The following is a 16,054-nucleotide window of genomic DNA, read 5'->3' as shown; positions in this document are numbered from 1 at the left end:
TCAAGCTAATTTATTTTTATATTTATATATATAGATATAGCAAGATGCATGCCAAATTATATGAGTCTTATATTAAAGGTATTCAAGGAACAACGATTCATAATCAAATCATCACGAGCATGTATTGATTCATATATAAATCATTCGATTCGTATTCAAATCATTAATCACCCCATCCATTACATTAAGTGCTAAATGACAGGCATATTGTCGAGTTTCAACGGCGACGATGTTTACAACCCGAACGATAATTATTCCAGCAAAGCAGAAACACTGGAAAAACTAGAAGAAACGAGCATGCTAAGATCCTTGAAAGCTATCGAAAGGGAGATTCCCCAATGGGGGGCTTAAATGAATATGGACTTCTTGAATTGGATGCAAATTGGGCTGCCTCGCATTTTCCGTTTCCTTGGTAGAAATAGAAGATATGATTCAAGTATTGCAATCCCTTGACCCCATTGGAGTTGGGGCTAAAGATCTGACTGATTGTTTACTCATTCAGCTGTGGGAGCTTGAGGATTAATGAATTGGCATATACGATCGATAAAAAGCACTAACCGGATTCAGCAGAAAAACCTACAGGAAAACCATGAAGACCTCGGTATACCTGAATCCTCTAAAAGGCGCAGCCTTTAAAATCAAAAAACTGACAACGTTAAAAGTGCAGCCAGTTTTTATTTTTAGTTTTTCGGTGTTCACAAAGGCACTTACCAGGATCCACGGAAATTATTGAATACGTACATTCAATAGGACTCTTCCAGAATATGTATCTTCCGAAAGAGCCTTCTATATTTTCACTGCTTCTTTCATTTACAACCACTTCGTGATGGCTGCAGGTCCGTTGCCTTCCCCTCCAACGTAAATGTGTAAACAGGATTAATCTTTTTAATCGCCCATACTGAATGAGTGCCTTCTGGTTTTTTCTCAGAAAACCATTTCCTCACAACAAAAACCCCTAAACCAGGGGCTTCATAACTTTGTAAAGATTAACTTTCCAATACCTGTGTAACTGATTTTCCCAAACCCTCCCCAGTTCACTCGAAGAGGATTCAGAATCCATTTATTATAAAAGTTTCATCTTTTACCCCATTTATCCTCGAAAATAAGTTCATCCATCGGCCTTCTTTTTTCCCAATTGGCAAGTTCAAGAATGGGTTTATCCGGATATTGATCCGTATAGCCAATTGACATGAGTGCAATGGGTTCTACATGCGGCGGAATCTCCAAAATGTCACGAATATCATTCTTCTTATAAAAGCTTACCCATCCCATTGCCAATCCTTCCGCACAGGCAGCCAGCCACATATTTTGAATTGCACAGGCCGTTGATAGGATATCCGTTTCCGGAATAGAGTTCCTCCCCAAAACATGGGAGCCGCCACGTGTCGGATCACATGTTACACAAATGGTGTAAGGTGCTTCTTTTAACCCTTCCACTTTCAAACTAAGAAACTTATTTTCTTTACCCCCTTCATAATGAATAGCTAGTGCCCTTCTTTCTTTATCCGCTGCCCATGCCAAACTGTTCTTGGTTTCCTGAGATGAAATTACAATGAAACTCCAAGGCTGCATGAATCCTACAGACGGCGCATGATGTGCAGCATCCAAGATTCTGCGGAGTCTATCCTTTGAAATGGGCTTGGGCAAAAAACTCCTGATATCCCTTCGGTTATAAATGGCTTTATATACGGCTGCTTGCTCTTCATTATTAAACATAATTTCCCCCCATGCTTCTGGCTCCCCAGAAATTTATCTAAAAATTCAATATGAATTTTACAGGTAAACCCTTACAATTAAAAGTGACTTTCCAGATATCCCAGGATTCAGCTCGTTCCGTCCACAACAAGATTCGCTCTTTCTTGCGGCCTTTGCGCGTCAACATATAGATCTTCATGAACCATCCAATTATCCTCCCACATTTGACGCGCATCTTCACCATCCCGCTCGAGGCCACGTTTCAAGCGCTGATCGCGGGGACATTCCACCCATATCGTGAAATCATGGGACCCTGCCAATTCTTTACGGATAGAATACGTCCCTTCAATAATGACAAGGCCTCCAGCAGGAACGATATGCCATTCGGCCATAGTGTCCGTTTCCCAATCATACCTTTGATACCTTGCATCATTCCCTACAGTAAGCGGTTTTAGGATTTGGTTAAAAACCCGTTCCCAATCACAATCCGCTCCAATCTGTTTTTGGGCTGGGGGCAACTGGATCCTTTTCGATGATGGCAAATAAAAATCGTCCATATGAACGACTGCGCTACCTGGACACTTTGCATGGATAAGGGAAGCGAGTGTACTTTTTCCAGACCCGCCCCGACCATCGATGGCCATAATATATGGAGATCTTTTTTGGGAAATTTCGTGAATTTCAGCAATAAGATTTTTAATCGTATACTGTCCATTAAGTGTTGGAAAGTTCATAAGCATTCCTCCTATACTACTTATTTCTATTCGTCCTCCCTTATATTCCTTCCTTGTGGGGATAAAATGAAAAAAACTAAGAAGAAGGTGCTAGTAATGAACAGAATCCAATTTGCCGCCATTTTCGATATGGACGGCACCTTGTTTCAAACAAACAAGATATTAGGTTCTTCACTTGAAAGAACATTTGAGATACTTCGATCAGAAGGGAGCTGGACAGGGAATACCCCGCTTGCCAAGTATCAAGAGATTATGGGCGTCCCGCTGACAGTCGTATGGGAAACTCTATTACCTAAGCATCCCGATCATATTCGCCGACAGGCTGACCAACTTTTTTTAGATTGCTTGATTCAAGAAATCAAACAAGGGAATGGTCAGCTTTTCCCCCTCGTCATGGAGACCTTGTCAACGATCAAACAGCTTGGAATTTCCATTTTCATTGCTAGCAACGGTCTAGTAAAGTACCTGGAAGAAATCTGTTCTTATTTTGGGCTGCATGAATTCGTTACGGACATATATAGCGTGGAAAGGTCCTCGAAAGGCTCGAAGACCGAATTAGTGCAAATGTTGTTGAAAGACTATCGAATTGATAGCGCCATTGTGATTGGGGATCGAAAATCCGACATCGAGGCAGCAAAGAAAAATGGCTTATCGGCTGTAGGCTGCCAATTTGGATTTGCCGAAGAAAATGAATTGGCTGATGCTGATCTGTTCATCGCAGATTTTTCTGAACTTCAAGCTTACCTTTCAAAATGGATACTAAAGTCCGCTCACCAATAGCTTTTCCTGTTCTGCAAGCATCACGGCTATCTTATCCTGGATTGCCGTAATGCCCTTTTCTTCCATGAAATTATTCACGATGATCGAAAATATGACTCTTTCCCCTCTTTTGGTCGTCACATAACCTGATAGAGAGCTCGTTCCTGAAATGGTCCCTGTTTTCGCACGAACGTTCCCAGCTGCATTTGTCCCTTTCATTCTCTTTCTAAGCGTACCGCCTACCATCCGCTTTTCATTTCCTGCAATCGGCAAAGCGTTCAAGTAAGCAGGAAACCACGTTTTCTCCTGTACGGCATATAGCAGTTTCGTTATTTCATTCGCTGGAATCATATTGACTTGGGATATGCCAGATCCATCACGCATCTTGATTGTTTGCATATTGAGACCCAAACCCTTCATTTGATTTCGAGCGACCTTCAAACCATCTTTCCAGCTTCCCTTCCCTGCTGCTTCTTTGCCCATTTCTTTCACCAAAACCTCAGCATGGCCGTTATTGCTCAATTTCATGAAAGGAATAAGCAGTTGTGAAAGTGGCATGGACTGATGAGTGGCGATCAAGTCCGCTCCTACAGGGGCTTTTCCTTTTTTCCTTTTTCCCAACACTTTAATTCCATGTTTCTTCATTGACTTTTCAAATAGGCTCAGGGCATATTCTGTGGGATCTTTCACTGAGATCCATTCTTCGGTCACCCCGGCATGCTCCGGAATGGTCCCGGTGATTGTAATGACATCTGTGCCATGAGACCGTTCGACTTCAATTTCCTGTTTGCCGTCTGCCGCTACTGTTTTCGTTTTGTTGATGATCTTCACGTAATCCGTTTCAGGCTTCAGCATCACCTTTGCCATTTTTCCAGCCTTTTCCCCGGGGGTTATCTCCACGATAATGGTACCGGTATCGTAGTCATCATTCGGAGAAGCGGTTAAAGCTGAAACAGCTGCTCCGTAATATTCCTGTTCATCGCTCCAGACCAAGTCTCGGGAATAACGGATATCATCATACCAAGAATCATCCCCTATAAGATCTCCATGAACGAGCTTAACTTGCTTGTGCTTCAGTGACGATGCCAGCTCATCAAAATCCTTTTCCAATAATGTTGGATCTCCTTTTCCCTTCAGATAAACATTCCCCTGCAGAACATGGCCAACCTGCACCCCTTTTATGTATAGTTCCGTTTGAAAAAGATGATCTTCCCCTAATGTTTCCAGCGCAGCTGCTGCAGTCAAAAGCTTAAGGTTCGAAGCAGGCCGCAATCTCGTTTGCGACCCTCGTTCATAAATCAGTTCCCCCGATTCCGCTGATCGGATGGAAATTCCCGTTAACGCCCCTGCCAACCCTGGTGAATCATCCAAAATTTGTTGAATTTCCTGTCCTAGGTTTCCATCATCATTCGCAGCCTGCATCGATTCTCCATTAAAAAAACAAATCAAAAACAGGAAGAATATAAAACTCAACTTCCTTTTATATGTCAAACCTATCACTCCCACTCTAAAAACTCACCACCTCTATCTTGTCCATTTTAAAGTCATTTAAAAAAGAAAATTTCCACATGATGGTCTCTATTTATACATACTCAAGAAAGGCAGGATTATTCGACCGCCATTCAATGGAATCCAATTGGCGATCCTTACTTCATGATTCATTTACATGTACGATTACAGGGAACCTTTTTGAATGATAATCCGTATAAGTATAAAGACATAGTAAGGAGTGAATATATGTATTCAAAGATATCGCCACCAACGAAGAAAATTTCCAAAGAATCCGTGAAGGTATGGCGGATGACCGAAGCCATTACCAATTTCATTACCCTCGCCGTCTTTTGCATCCTATTATATGTTGATGATTATTTCGCTTGGAAAGAATGGATTGGATGGATTTTATACGGACTTATCACATTATCTTTTTTCCATGCAATCTGGTCCATCTTCATTGAACCAATCTTGTTGCAAAAGTATTGGCGTTACGACGTGAACGAAGAATTCATTCAAACAAAACGCGGAGCTTGGAGTGAAACGCATGAACTCATTCCGATGACGAAGGTTCAGTCCGTCAAATTGAACCAAGGCCCGTTTTTGCGAAAATATAACCTTTATTCACTAAGTATCGGAACAATGGGGGACTCACATGACATACCTGCCATCCCCGAGAAAGAGGCATATGAATTACGAGATAAAATTGCCCATTTCGCTAAAATTAAGGAAGTGGATTAACGATGGAAGAACATGTGAAACGATTACACCCTTTCAAAATCCCCTTCGAATTATGGAAATTGCTGAAAGGGAATGTGTTTTTCATAATCATGCTTTATGTCCTGAACTTCGGTTCTGAAAAGATGTATATGAAGGTACTCCAAATCGTTTTTTTAGTTTATCTGATTTGGAATGTCCTTTCTATCATCCTTAAATGGTATACGTATAAATATCAAATCAAAGAAGGAACCATTTATATTACCTCAGGGATCATTTCGAAATCTTATCGAACGGTCCCGCTTCATAAGGTACAGAATGTTCAACAACGTACGACGGTATTCCATAAGATTTTCCGCTTAACCTCTTTAACATTCGAAACAGGGATGACTGGTGATCAGGGTACCTTGCCTTTTGAGGTTATTTCCCGAAAAGAGGCCGAACGGCTTGAGGGGGAATATTCTTCAAAACAGGAACTTCAGGTTATCGAATTGGATAGCCCCGAAGAACGAATAGCGGAGGATATGGAACCAATTGAAAAAACGATCCATTTCACGCCAACTAAACAGGATGTGCTGAAAGCTTCCTTTACATCACTCAGCTTTTTGGCTCTTATCCCAATTGTGGCTACGTTATATAATACACTCGATGATTTTATCAATTTGGAGAATGCCGAAGGGTTCTTTGCCAAGTTATTGGATACGTGGTGGATCATAACCATCGTTCTTGTCGGCCTCATATGTATAGCCGTTGCCTTCGGAATCATTTCCACATTCGTTAAATATGGAAAATATGAAATTTCATCCGATCACGATCGTATATATATCAAGAAAGGTCTACTGGATGAATCTGCTTTTTCCATTCAGAAAGAAAAAGTACAAGCTGTCGAAATCTCCCAATCAATCATTAAAAGGTTGCTAGGCTTGGCAGAAGTGAAACTGATCAGCGCAGGAAGTACGGGTGATGAAGAGCTAGAAACAAATACTCTCTATCCTTTTTTATCGATTGAAATGGCATATGGAATGGTAGAAGAGATTTTACCCGCTTACAGAGTGGAACGGTCAATGGAGTCGCTATCGAAGCAGGCCTTCAAAATCCGAATGCTGCGGCCCAGCTTTTTCTGGATTCTCACAACAGTGGCAATCTATTATTTCAAACCCTCCCTATGGTATATATCGCTGATTTTACTCGCCATCATTTATACATTGAGAATTCTAGATTACAAAAATAGCCGTTATTTATTAAATGATGAGTTTATTCAGTTTAAGTCCGGAAGTTTGGAAACATCACTATTCATTACCAAAAGAAGCAAGGTCATTCAAATTGAGGTGGAACGTACGAAGTTGCAAAAGCTTTTCGGGCTTGCCTCAATCGAAACGATCAACCGCTCCAAGCCTGTGCACCATACAAAGCTCCAAGATGTATCCGTTGAATATGCTGACGAGTTTTACACATGGTATACGGGCAGGACAAAAAATATCCAAGTCGAATAAGATTCAATGATTGGAAGAGTTGACTATAGCGGTCAGCTCTTTTTTTTCATCTATATTCCACTCCATGCCAACCGCAGAATACCTTATATTTATGTTGGAGATTCCGACAAAATTAATATTGGCAATTTTCCAACTTCAATCTTCAAAAAAGGGCAAACAGACCGAAATATCTATAGAAGCCAAAATTAATTAGAGGTATATAAGGAGGATTGTCCATATGAAAAGACTGAAGGACTGGTATTTTAATTCGCTAAAAAAACAAATATTGATTCCCTTTTTAGCTTTGATCATGATAAGCGGAATGGCCATCTCCTACATGAGCTATAAAAATAGTATCGATATGACGACCCAGGTACTTACCGTAACGACGGAAGAGCAAGTAAAGTCAATGAACGATTCTTTCGAAATCTTCTTTCAAAAAACGGAGAATCAATTGGATAGGATCGGTAAGTATCCTATCATGAGTAATTCTGATAAGTACCCAGAATCCATAATGGATGAGTTTTCCCATACACAGTCAAGCAGTTCCGAAATAAATGGTTTATACCTCGGCACTGAGAAAGGTGGAAAAACATTAATATTCCCAAAAGCGGATTTGCCGGCTGACTTCGACCCAAGACAAAGGGATTGGTATCAATCCGCATTAAAACAAAAAAACAAGACCATTTGGACGGAACCTTATACAGATCAGGCGACGAATAAACTTGTCATTACGGCAGCAAAAGCCATATATGATGGAGATGAATTAATAGGCGTGATCGGCGTCGACATTTCAATCGATACATTGATCACGATGGTTAATCAAACGAAATTCGGAAAAACTGGCTATACCGTTTTGCTTGATAAGAAGGGGATATTCGTTACACATCCTGACAAGAAAAAAATTCAACAGGATATATCAAAGGAAAATATCTTCAGAAAAATGAAAAGTGAATCCGGTTCAATGATAGAGGAATATGAAGGGCAAAGCCGGATCATCGGATACGCCACCAATCCAACCACTGGATGGCGAATTGCTGGAGTAATGGAAGAAAATGAAGTAATAGCCCATGCAAGCCCGATGATAATCGGTAATATCATCACAATGTTGATCGTCTTTACTGTCACTGCACTAACTGCCATCTTCATAACCCGTTCTTTAACAACTCCCATTAAAAAGCTGCAAGAATCCATTCGGAAAATGGCTGACGGCGATTTCACACCCAGGACTTCCATTCCCAGAAAGGATGAGATTGGGCAACTTTCAGAAGACACCAACATAATGACCAGGAATATGAGCCATATGTTAGGGGTTGTCAACAACCTTTCCGATAAAGTATCCGATTCATCCATGACACTGGTGGCTAGTGCAGATGAGAATTCAGCGGCAGCTAACGAGGTGGCCCTGACTATGGAACAAATAGCGGCCGGTGCCATCGACCAAATTGAAGTAGGGCAGAATAACGAAAGGGCTGTAAAGCTTTTGGCTGACAAAATCAATGATCTTGAAGCGCAAGCGAGCAATATGGCCACGGAATCCGAAAATATGTTCAAGGCTTCCGAAAACGGAATCACTCAAGTGCAAGGCCTAAAACGGCAATTCAATGAAACTTCCATGATATCCAGTAAGATGAGTACGGCAGTCAAATCTTTGGATGCACGGTCAAATGATATCAATGCGATTGTAAAGACCATAAGCGGAATTGCCGGACAAACTAATTTACTCGCTCTGAATGCTGCCATCGAAGCAGCCAGGGCAGGTGAACATGGAAAAGGGTTTGCAGTTGTTGCCGATGAAGTGAAAAAACTGGCCGAACAGACGAAAAACTCACTAAAGGAAATCTCGGAAATCATTCAAGCCATGCAAACCGATACAACCAATACCGTTGATTTGATTGACCAAGTCAATCAAAAAATCCATCTTCAGGATACTTCTGTAACGGATACGGAAAATGCCTTCAGTCACATTGCATCCATTATCGCGAATACATTCAGCAATTTTGACGAAATAAAAAAGATGATGAACGAAATGGTATCCGAGGTCACACGGATGGCGAGTAATGCAGAACAATTAAACTCGATCAGCCAGGAAACTGCGGCAGGAACTGAAGAAGTATCTGCTTCCGTAGAACAAACGAATGCTTCCATGGAACAATTAAATGCCCTGGCTAGTGAATTGGATGCCCTATCCCAGGATATGCACAAGGAAATACGGAAATTTACATTCTAATCAAAAAAAGGACGGGCCCTAACGGGGTCCGTCCTTTTTTAACTTACAATTTAAAGAGGTCTTCTACTGTTCGTTAGCGTTTCATCGGTCTCTGTAATTCCTGAGTAGGAAGAGTTGGGTTTACTCGCATCCGAATCGACTAACACAAGCAGCTTGCCACCCTTAACATCCGCTTCATAACGATTCGCCTCTTCTTCAGGTATGCCCATACCGATTAATGTACCGGCCAATCCGCCAGTACCTGCACCTACAGCCGCTCCGGCTAATGTGGCAGCAAGCGGCCCAGCTGCAAGTACCGGTCCGATTCCCGGAATCGCCAGTGCACCCACACCTGCCAATAATCCGGCAGCACCGCCCAAAATTCCTCCGGTCGCCGCACCGGCTGCAAGTCCCTCTTCAACCTTTGTACCCGTTTCTTCATTCACTGTCTTTAATTCTTCTTTATCTTTCGCAACTACTGAAATATCTTCACGGTTATATCCTTGTGCCTGCAATGACTCAACAGCCTTAATGGCTTCTTCTCCAGTTTCATATACACCAATTATACGTTTATCCATATTTATCATCCTCCTTAAAGAATGTAAATTGTCGCTCCCCCTTTACATACCCCACGGGAAGAAAAGGTTAAACGTTTTTTAACAAGAAAATATTTTTGAGTTAACCCTTACTAAGAAAGGGTATATATACTAATAGTATGCATATTTTTAGGGGGTTTTCTTTTTGCTAATCGAGTTACTTAAGGATTTAGTATCTATTGATAGTTCATCGAAAGAAGGAGCCAACGAAGCAGTTGAATACTGTGCGAACTGGCTTAAAAAACAAGGAATTACCGTAAATGTGATCGTCAATAACGGTTATAAAATGCTTGTTAGCGAGATTGGCAGCGGAGATAAAACCGTAATTTGGAATGGCCATGTGGATGTTGTCAGCGGGACGCCTGATCAATTTTTCCCTGAAGTTCATGAAGGAAATTTATATGGACGCGGGGCAGCCGATATGAAAGCTGGGCTTGCAGGGATGATGTGTGCATTTACCGAACTGAAAGATAAGGGCATAGGTTTGAAAATCCAGCTACAGATTGTATCAGATGAAGAAATTGGCGGGTTGAACTGTTCTGGATATTTAGCGAAACATGGTTACAGAGGGGACTTCGTAATATGCGCTGAACCGACACAATTGGGAATCGGTCTCCAGGCAAAGGGTGCACTTCGACTCGATATTGAAGTATCCGGCAAATCCGCACACGGAAGCCGACCATGGGAAGGCGTAAATGCAATCGAAAAGGCCTATGATCTCTATCAAAAAATAAAGGAACTTCCTTTCACCCGGGATCATACCCCCCTTTACTCTTCCCCTTCAATTAACCTAGCAAAAATAAAAGGTGGGGATGTCTACAATAAGGTACCGGATGCGTGTTTGCTCAGTCTTGATATCCGCTATCTTCCTACGCAAACAATGGAAGAGATCATTGCTCAGATCGAAAGTGTGACAGGAAAGAATCTCCACCTTAATATGTACAGTAAACCTGTAAAAACAGAAGAGTCAGACCCATTCATCACACTGCTTCGCCCGATTATCGAAAAGAACACCCATCGAGATGCTGTCATTTTTGGACAACATGGCTCCGCAGATACCGTCTTTTTTGCGGCATATAATATACCAGCCATTGAATTCGGACCTAAAGGTGAGAACTGGCATGGAGATAGGGAATGCGTTAATCTTGAATCTGTGGCAGTATATCAAAAAATGCTAGTCGATTTCGCTTCTGAATTTTCTTTAACTTAATCCATTTGGATGTTAACATCCGGCATCATTAGATGTCGGATTTTTTCATTTCCTAAAAATCCTCTCTCACTAAAATATACAGCAGGTATTTGACTATTATCGCGTTGTATTTTTACAAAATATACAGGACTTTAAAACTAAGCATCAATCAACCAGTTTTTTTATAATTAAACAAAATATGCCATTGCATCAACATTTTTAAACAAAAAAAACGCTCATACTGACATAATAAATATACATTTCCATTTAATGGACAAGTCCTTTAGACCTAGTTTACATTACATTTATTTATCAACGGAAACGTTTTTGTAACACAATTACTATTCCACCGAAACATTATTGTCATATATACCTGTTATTCTAAGTCTACGATTTAAAACAAAGGAGACTATTCATTTTGAAAAAAATACTACTTCCACTATTCACTGCTTTCTTGCTGGTATTTAGTTTTTCCGGAGTTTCATCGGCTGCTACTACTACATACAAAGTTAAAAGCGGCGACACACTATGGGGTATCGCCAATAAACATAATATAACAGTCAATCAACTCAAAGGTTGGAACAACCTTAAAAAAGATAACATCCATCCAAATCAAGTTTTAAAGGTTAAGAAAACTTCGACCTCTGCTAAACCTAAAGCTAAAGCTAAAACAACATCATCCAAGAAATATAAAACGATCACCGTCAATGCGACAGCTTACACAGCGAACTGCAAAGGTTGCAGCGGTATTACAGCATCAGGTCTTAACTTAAAGAAAAACCCTAACGCAAAAGCAATCTCAGTCGACCCTAAGGTCATTCCGCTAGGAACTAAAGTTCATGTAGAAGGATACGGGGAGGCCATTGCCGCAGATAAAGGCGGCGCAATCAAAGGGAATAAAATTGACGTCTTCTACTCTTCTCATTCAAAAGCAATGAATTGGGGCAGAAAAACGGTTAAAGTAAAAGTCTATAAATAATGATAAGTGCCAGCCTGATATCTTTCAGGCTGGTCTTTTGTTTTTTCCACTTACACACTTTAAAACAGCTAGTTTACCCTTAAACGATAAACATTTACCGAAAATTCAGTCAATGTTATGATTAGTACATCTTAACCAAAAGAGAGGTGTGCACTTTGAATATTGTCATTATAGGGGCCGGAGCACTCGGTTCTTACTTTGGAGGCAGATTGCAGCAGGCTGGTCAGCATGTTCAATACCTTGTCCGAAAAAAACGTGCCGAACAATTGAAAGAAAACGGCATAAGCATATCAAGCCCACATGGAAACTATCAATTTAACGACCTGCATATCACAGAAAATGTAATTGATATAGACAAGGTTGACCTTGTGGTTCTCGCCGTAAAAGGCCAGCATCTGCAAGGTACCCTTACAGATTTAAAGGTCCTTGTTGAAAAGGGCGCAAAGGTCCTTCCGCTTTTGAATGGATTGGAGCATATATCCATTTTACAAGAAGAACTGGGCGATGAAGCCGTCATGGGAGGAAGTGCCTTCATCATTGCCACCCTTGATGAAAAAGGTCATGTCATTCACTCCAATGATAATCACGATTTAATCTATGGCCCGCTTCACCCTTCACAGAAAAAGATTTGTGATGAATTTGAACAGGCGGTCGGATCAGCTATCATGGAGGTAAGCAGGACGGAAAACATATTAATCAGGATGTGGATCAAATACATGTTCATCACCGCTTTCTCGGGTGTAACAACCGCCTCAAACCTCCCTATCGGCACGATACGGAGATTCCCGGAAACCAATGGATTGCTGGAAAACGTCCTAGTTGAAATGAAGGAACTTGCAAACGCTTATGACGTTGGGATTACCAGGCAGAATATTGCTCAGGCTTTGGAAAACATGGCAGGTTTACCGGATGAATCAACCTCTTCCATGCATCAGGACCGCCGGAAGGGCCAAACCCTCGAAGTGGAACATTTACAGGGCGGAGCACTGCGCCTTGCTGACAAGGCCGGCTTGAAACTTCCTGTGATTGCAACCCTTTATGCACTCATAAAACCATTTGAAAATTGATTTTCCTCAATACCGGAGCTCCGCCGGTATTTTTTTTATGCTGCTTAGGTATACATTAGACCTAAATCACTATCATTTCCTCTTCTACCCATCATTTGAAATCCACAAGACCAAAAAGACCAAAAAGAACAATATCACCAAAAGAATATTCTGATTCTTCCTTCTGTTACACTATAGTCAAGTTAAGAAAGCGCTATCATATAGCAAAGGAGAATGTACCTTGAAAATATTAAAAAATCTAACAGTTCAGGTCATCATCGGTATCATTTTGGGTATAACAGTCGGTTTCTTCTTCCCTGCTTTTGGTGAACAGCTGAAGATATTAGCTGATTTATTTATTAAAATGATTAAAATGGTCATTGCACCAATCATCTTCCTAACCGTCGTAATCGGGATTGGCGGTATGGGCGATATGAAAAAGGTTGGCCGCATCGGCGGAAAGGCCCTGCTCTATTTTGAAATCGTTACCACCTTCGCCCTTGCTATCGGAATTATCGTAGTTAATATGTTAGGACCTGGTAAAGGTTTCAACATCGATTCAGTCGAAGGCGGCGATGTATCACAATATACAACAGCCGCTTCCGAAACGGAACATGGCGCAATGGCCTTCATTTCCAACATCATCCCCGATAATGCTGTTGCTGCAATGGCTGGCGGGGACTTACTCCCTATTTTATTCTTTGCCGTATTATTCGGATTATCAATGGCGGCGATGGGACCAAAAGTACAACCTGTCGTCTCCTTCCTTCAACATATTGCTGATATTTTCTTCGGCATAGTCAGTATGATCATGAAAGTATCTCCATTGGCGGCTTTTGGGGCAATGGCTTACACAATCGGTAAGTTCGGTCTTAGTTCACTAAGTTCCTTAGGACAATTAATGGGTAGCGTATATATTACCATGGCACTATTCATCATTCTTATCCTTGGTTCGATCGCAAAAATCTACGGCTTTAATATTTTCAAGTTCATTGCCTATTTAAAAGAAGAGATCCTCTTAGTTTTAGGTACATCTTCGTCGGAATCCGCCCTCCCAAGCGTGATGAAAAAACTCGAAAAATACGGTTGTTCAAAATCCGTAGTCGGTTTAGTTGTCCCAACTGGTTACTCTTTTAACCTTGATGGCACATCCATTTACTTATCCATGGCAGCGATTTTCATCGCCCAAGCCTATGGTATCGATTTAAGCATCTGGCAGGAATTAACCCTTCTGGGAATCTTGATGTTAACGTCCAAAGGAGCTGCTGGTGTAACGGGATCCGGTTTCATTACACTTGCTGCAACATTAGCTGCCTTCCCAATGATTCCGGTTGAAGGAATGGCACTACTTCTTGGAGTCGACCGCTTCATGTCTGAAGCACGCGCAATCACTAATCTAATCGGTAACAGTGTTGCTACTGTGGTCATTTCTAAATCCGAAGGTGAATTCAATCCAAATCAAGCCATCTCAGGTGATATGGGTGAAGTGGCCGTCTCATCGGAAAAATAATCGAAACCATGAATGTAGAGGTGTGCAACTTGCACCTCTTTTTTTATGTCTTCCTCCTCCACATTCTACAAGGAATAGTCGAGTTTCAAAAAAATAGCCAATCAAATAAATTTCAGTATCATCGGAAAGTGTTTATACTTTTATGTAACAGGTAAAGGTATAAAGTTAAAAGTTTTTTAGTAGTTTGATGGATTTAACCAAAATAGGAGGTTTTATCATGAAGGATTACGGATTATTTATTAACGGTGAGTGGTCGGATTTTGGGTTGGATAAAATTGAAGTGAAAAACCCGGCAACGGATGAAATAGTTGCCACCGTTCCTAAAGGCGGTGCGACTGAAGCAGCCAAGGCTGCAGATGCCGCTTATGATGCCTTTACGGATTGGTCAGCACTCTCAGTTTACGAACGTGCGGAACTAATTTGGAAATGGCATCGATTGATTGATGATAATAAAGAAGAACTTGCCAAAATCATGACTGAAGAGCAAGGCAAGCCCTTTAAAGAGGCTCTTGGCGAAATGACATATGCAAATGGCTTTTTATCTTGGTTTGCCGAAGAAGGGAAACGGGTCTACGGCGAAACGATTCCTGCTTCCGTGTCCAATAAGCGGCTTTTCGTGACTAAACAGCCTGTAGGAGTTGTAGCTGTCATTACGCCTTGGAACTTTCCAGCAGCCATGATTACAAGAAAAGTGGCACCAGCCCTTGCCGTCGGCTGCACAGTCGTCATTAAACCGGCAAACCTGACTCCCATAACAGCTTTAAAAATGGCTGAATTAGCGGAAGAAGCTGGGATTCCAAAAGGAGTCATCAATGTCGTGACAGGAAAATCATCAGAAATCGGTGAAACTTGGCTTCAAGATACGAGGATCCGTAAGTTGACGTTCACCGGGTCTACAGAAGTCGGTAAAACCTTAATGAGGGGCTCAGCCGACACAGTAAAGAAAATCTCGCTTGAACTTGGAGGTCATGCCCCCGCGATCGTTCTTGAAGATGCCGACCTTAATAAGGCGGTTGATGGCATCATCAGTTCAAAATTCCGTAACGCTGGACAAACATGCGTCTGTTCAAATCGCATTTATGTCCACGAAGCCATTCAGGAAGCCTTTATCGAAAAGCTCGTTGCCAGGGTCAAAGAACTAAAAGTAGGAAACGGATTGGAAGATGGCGTTGATATCGGTCCGCTTATCGATCAAAATGCAGTGGATAAGGTTCAAAAACAAATTGATGAAGCAATCAGCAGCGGAGCTAAGCTCGAAGCTGGCGGAAAATCAATCGGCGGCCTTTTTCTTCAACCAACCGTACTGTCCAACATTGATGACAGCATGCTTTGCATGAAGGAAGAGACATTCGGTCCACTAGCTCCAATCGCATCCTTCAAGACCGATGAAGAGGCAATCAAAAGGGCAAATGACTCCATCTTCGGTTTGGCAGCTTACGTATTCACTGAAAATATCACCAAAGGCATCAAATTCACCGAGGCACTTGAATTCGGTATTGTAGGATTGAACGACGGACTCCCTTCCGTTCCACAAGCTCCATTTGGCGGATTCAAGCAAAGTGGGCTCGGCCGCGAAGGTGGACACCAAGGCATCGAAGAATACCTTGAAGTAAAATATATTTCGTTAGGTTTGTAATTAATAAGCTTTCGTTCCTTC

15 protein-coding genes are annotated in these 16,054 nt (G+C 41.5%); 10 read left to right on the top strand and 5 right to left on the bottom strand.

Annotation, left to right across the window (positions count from 1 at the left end; translation table 11 throughout):
- The first annotated feature begins 382 nt into the window (after window positions 1-382).
- Entirely contained in the window at window positions 383-523 is a 141-nt protein-coding gene (locus SB775_RS09985; RefSeq protein WP_410861485.1) for an RNA polymerase factor sigma-54, read from the top strand.
- 283 nt (window positions 524-806) lie between these two features.
- Here the strand turns inward: SB775_RS09985 and SB775_RS09980 are convergent, their stop codons facing one another.
- From SB775_RS09980 to SB775_RS09970, 3 genes are all read right to left on the bottom strand, one after another.
- Window positions 807-944 (bottom strand): hypothetical protein, encoded by a 138-nt coding sequence (locus SB775_RS09980; protein WP_410861484.1) that lies wholly within the window; start codon window positions 942-944, stop codon window positions 807-809.
- 130 nt (window positions 945-1,074) lie between these two features.
- Entirely contained in the window at window positions 1,075-1,716 is a 642-nt protein-coding gene (gene bluB, locus SB775_RS09975) for a 5,6-dimethylbenzimidazole synthase (protein WP_410861483.1), read from the bottom strand.
- A gap of 107 nt (window positions 1,717-1,823) precedes the next feature.
- Complete coding sequence (locus SB775_RS09970; protein ID WP_284471895.1) at window positions 1,824-2,429, bottom strand: uridine kinase family protein; 606 nt, start codon at window positions 2,427-2,429, stop codon at window positions 1,824-1,826.
- A gap of 96 nt (window positions 2,430-2,525) precedes the next feature.
- Between SB775_RS09970 and SB775_RS09965 the strand changes: the two genes are divergently transcribed.
- The gene (locus SB775_RS09965) at window positions 2,526-3,209 is read left to right on the top strand and encodes an HAD hydrolase-like protein (protein ID WP_375166261.1); all 684 of its coding nucleotides are present in this window, start codon (window positions 2,526-2,528) and stop codon (window positions 3,207-3,209) included.
- Here SB775_RS09965 and dacB read toward each other — a convergent pair.
- On the bottom strand, window positions 3,189-4,679 hold the full coding sequence (dacB, locus tag SB775_RS09960) for a D-alanyl-D-alanine carboxypeptidase/D-alanyl-D-alanine endopeptidase (RefSeq protein WP_286140825.1): 1,491 nt from the start codon (window positions 4,677-4,679) through the stop codon (window positions 3,189-3,191). The genes SB775_RS09965 and dacB overlap by 21 nt on opposite strands.
- A gap of 246 nt (window positions 4,680-4,925) precedes the next feature.
- Here dacB and SB775_RS09955 point away from each other — a divergent pair, with 246 nt between their 5' ends.
- From SB775_RS09955 to SB775_RS09945, 3 genes are all read left to right on the top strand, one after another.
- Window positions 4,926-5,420 carry a PH domain-containing protein gene (locus SB775_RS09955; protein WP_089362593.1) on the top strand — a complete coding sequence of 165 codons (495 nt, stop codon included), beginning with the start codon at window positions 4,926-4,928 and terminating at the stop codon, window positions 5,418-5,420.
- 2 nt (window positions 5,421-5,422) lie between these two features.
- Window positions 5,423-6,889 (top strand): PH domain-containing protein, encoded by a 1,467-nt coding sequence (locus SB775_RS09950; RefSeq protein ID WP_410861482.1) that lies wholly within the window; start codon window positions 5,423-5,425, stop codon window positions 6,887-6,889.
- A gap of 217 nt (window positions 6,890-7,106) precedes the next feature.
- Window positions 7,107-9,098, top strand: coding sequence for a methyl-accepting chemotaxis protein (locus SB775_RS09945; RefSeq protein WP_410861481.1), 1,992 nt, complete (start codon window positions 7,107-7,109; stop codon window positions 9,096-9,098).
- Between the two features lie 50 nt (window positions 9,099-9,148).
- Here SB775_RS09945 and SB775_RS09940 read toward each other — a convergent pair whose 3' ends face one another.
- The gene (locus tag SB775_RS09940; RefSeq protein WP_089362590.1) at window positions 9,149-9,655 is read right to left on the bottom strand and encodes a general stress protein; all 507 of its coding nucleotides are present in this window, start codon (window positions 9,653-9,655) and stop codon (window positions 9,149-9,151) included.
- A 163-nt stretch (window positions 9,656-9,818) separates the two neighbouring features.
- On the opposite strand from SB775_RS09940, the gene SB775_RS09935 reads away from it, so the two are divergent.
- From SB775_RS09935 to SB775_RS09915, 5 genes are all read left to right on the top strand, one after another.
- Window positions 9,819-10,883 carry a M20 family metallopeptidase gene (locus tag SB775_RS09935; RefSeq protein WP_410861480.1) on the top strand — a complete coding sequence of 355 codons (1,065 nt, stop codon included), beginning with the start codon at window positions 9,819-9,821 and terminating at the stop codon, window positions 10,881-10,883.
- Window positions 10,884-11,280: 397 nt separating this feature from the next.
- A complete protein-coding gene (locus SB775_RS09930) occupies window positions 11,281-11,841 on the top strand; it encodes a 3D domain-containing protein (protein WP_061461434.1) in 561 nt (186 codons plus the stop codon).
- A gap of 146 nt (window positions 11,842-11,987) precedes the next feature.
- The gene (locus tag SB775_RS09925) at window positions 11,988-12,908 is read left to right on the top strand and encodes a ketopantoate reductase family protein (protein WP_410861479.1); all 921 of its coding nucleotides are present in this window, start codon (window positions 11,988-11,990) and stop codon (window positions 12,906-12,908) included.
- 220 nt (window positions 12,909-13,128) lie between these two features.
- Window positions 13,129-14,397, top strand: a complete 1,269-nt coding sequence (locus SB775_RS09920; RefSeq protein ID WP_217899803.1) for a dicarboxylate/amino acid:cation symporter — start codon at window positions 13,129-13,131, stop codon at window positions 14,395-14,397.
- A 217-nt stretch (window positions 14,398-14,614) separates the two neighbouring features.
- Window positions 14,615-16,033 carry an NAD-dependent succinate-semialdehyde dehydrogenase gene (locus SB775_RS09915; protein ID WP_410861478.1) on the top strand — a complete coding sequence of 473 codons (1,419 nt, stop codon included), beginning with the start codon at window positions 14,615-14,617 and terminating at the stop codon, window positions 16,031-16,033.
- Window positions 16,034-16,054 lie beyond the last annotated feature (21 nt).

It is taken from the genome of Peribacillus sp. SIMBA_075 (genome assembly GCF_046534585.1).
This window is presented reverse-complemented; position numbering and strand designations above follow the sequence as displayed.

Coding starts and splice junctions, on each gene's coding strand:
- bluB (WP_410861483.1), bottom strand. CDS start 1,716: ATGTTTAATAATGAAGAGCAAGCAGCCGTATATAAAGCCATTTATAAC.
- SB775_RS09970 (WP_284471895.1), bottom strand. CDS start 2,429: ATGAACTTTCCAACACTTAATGGACAGTATACGATTAAAAATCTTATT.
- SB775_RS09965 (WP_375166261.1), top strand. CDS start 2,526: ATGAACAGAATCCAATTTGCCGCCATTTTCGATATGGACGGCACCTTG.
- SB775_RS09955 (WP_089362593.1), top strand. CDS start 4,926: ATGTATTCAAAGATATCGCCACCAACGAAGAAAATTTCCAAAGAATCC.
- SB775_RS09950 (WP_410861482.1), top strand. CDS start 5,423: ATGGAAGAACATGTGAAACGATTACACCCTTTCAAAATCCCCTTCGAA.
- SB775_RS09945 (WP_410861481.1), top strand. CDS start 7,107: ATGAAAAGACTGAAGGACTGGTATTTTAATTCGCTAAAAAAACAAATA.
- SB775_RS09940 (WP_089362590.1), bottom strand. CDS start 9,655: ATGGATAAACGTATAATTGGTGTATATGAAACTGGAGAAGAAGCCATT.
- SB775_RS09915 (WP_410861478.1), top strand. CDS start 14,615: ATGAAGGATTACGGATTATTTATTAACGGTGAGTGGTCGGATTTTGGG.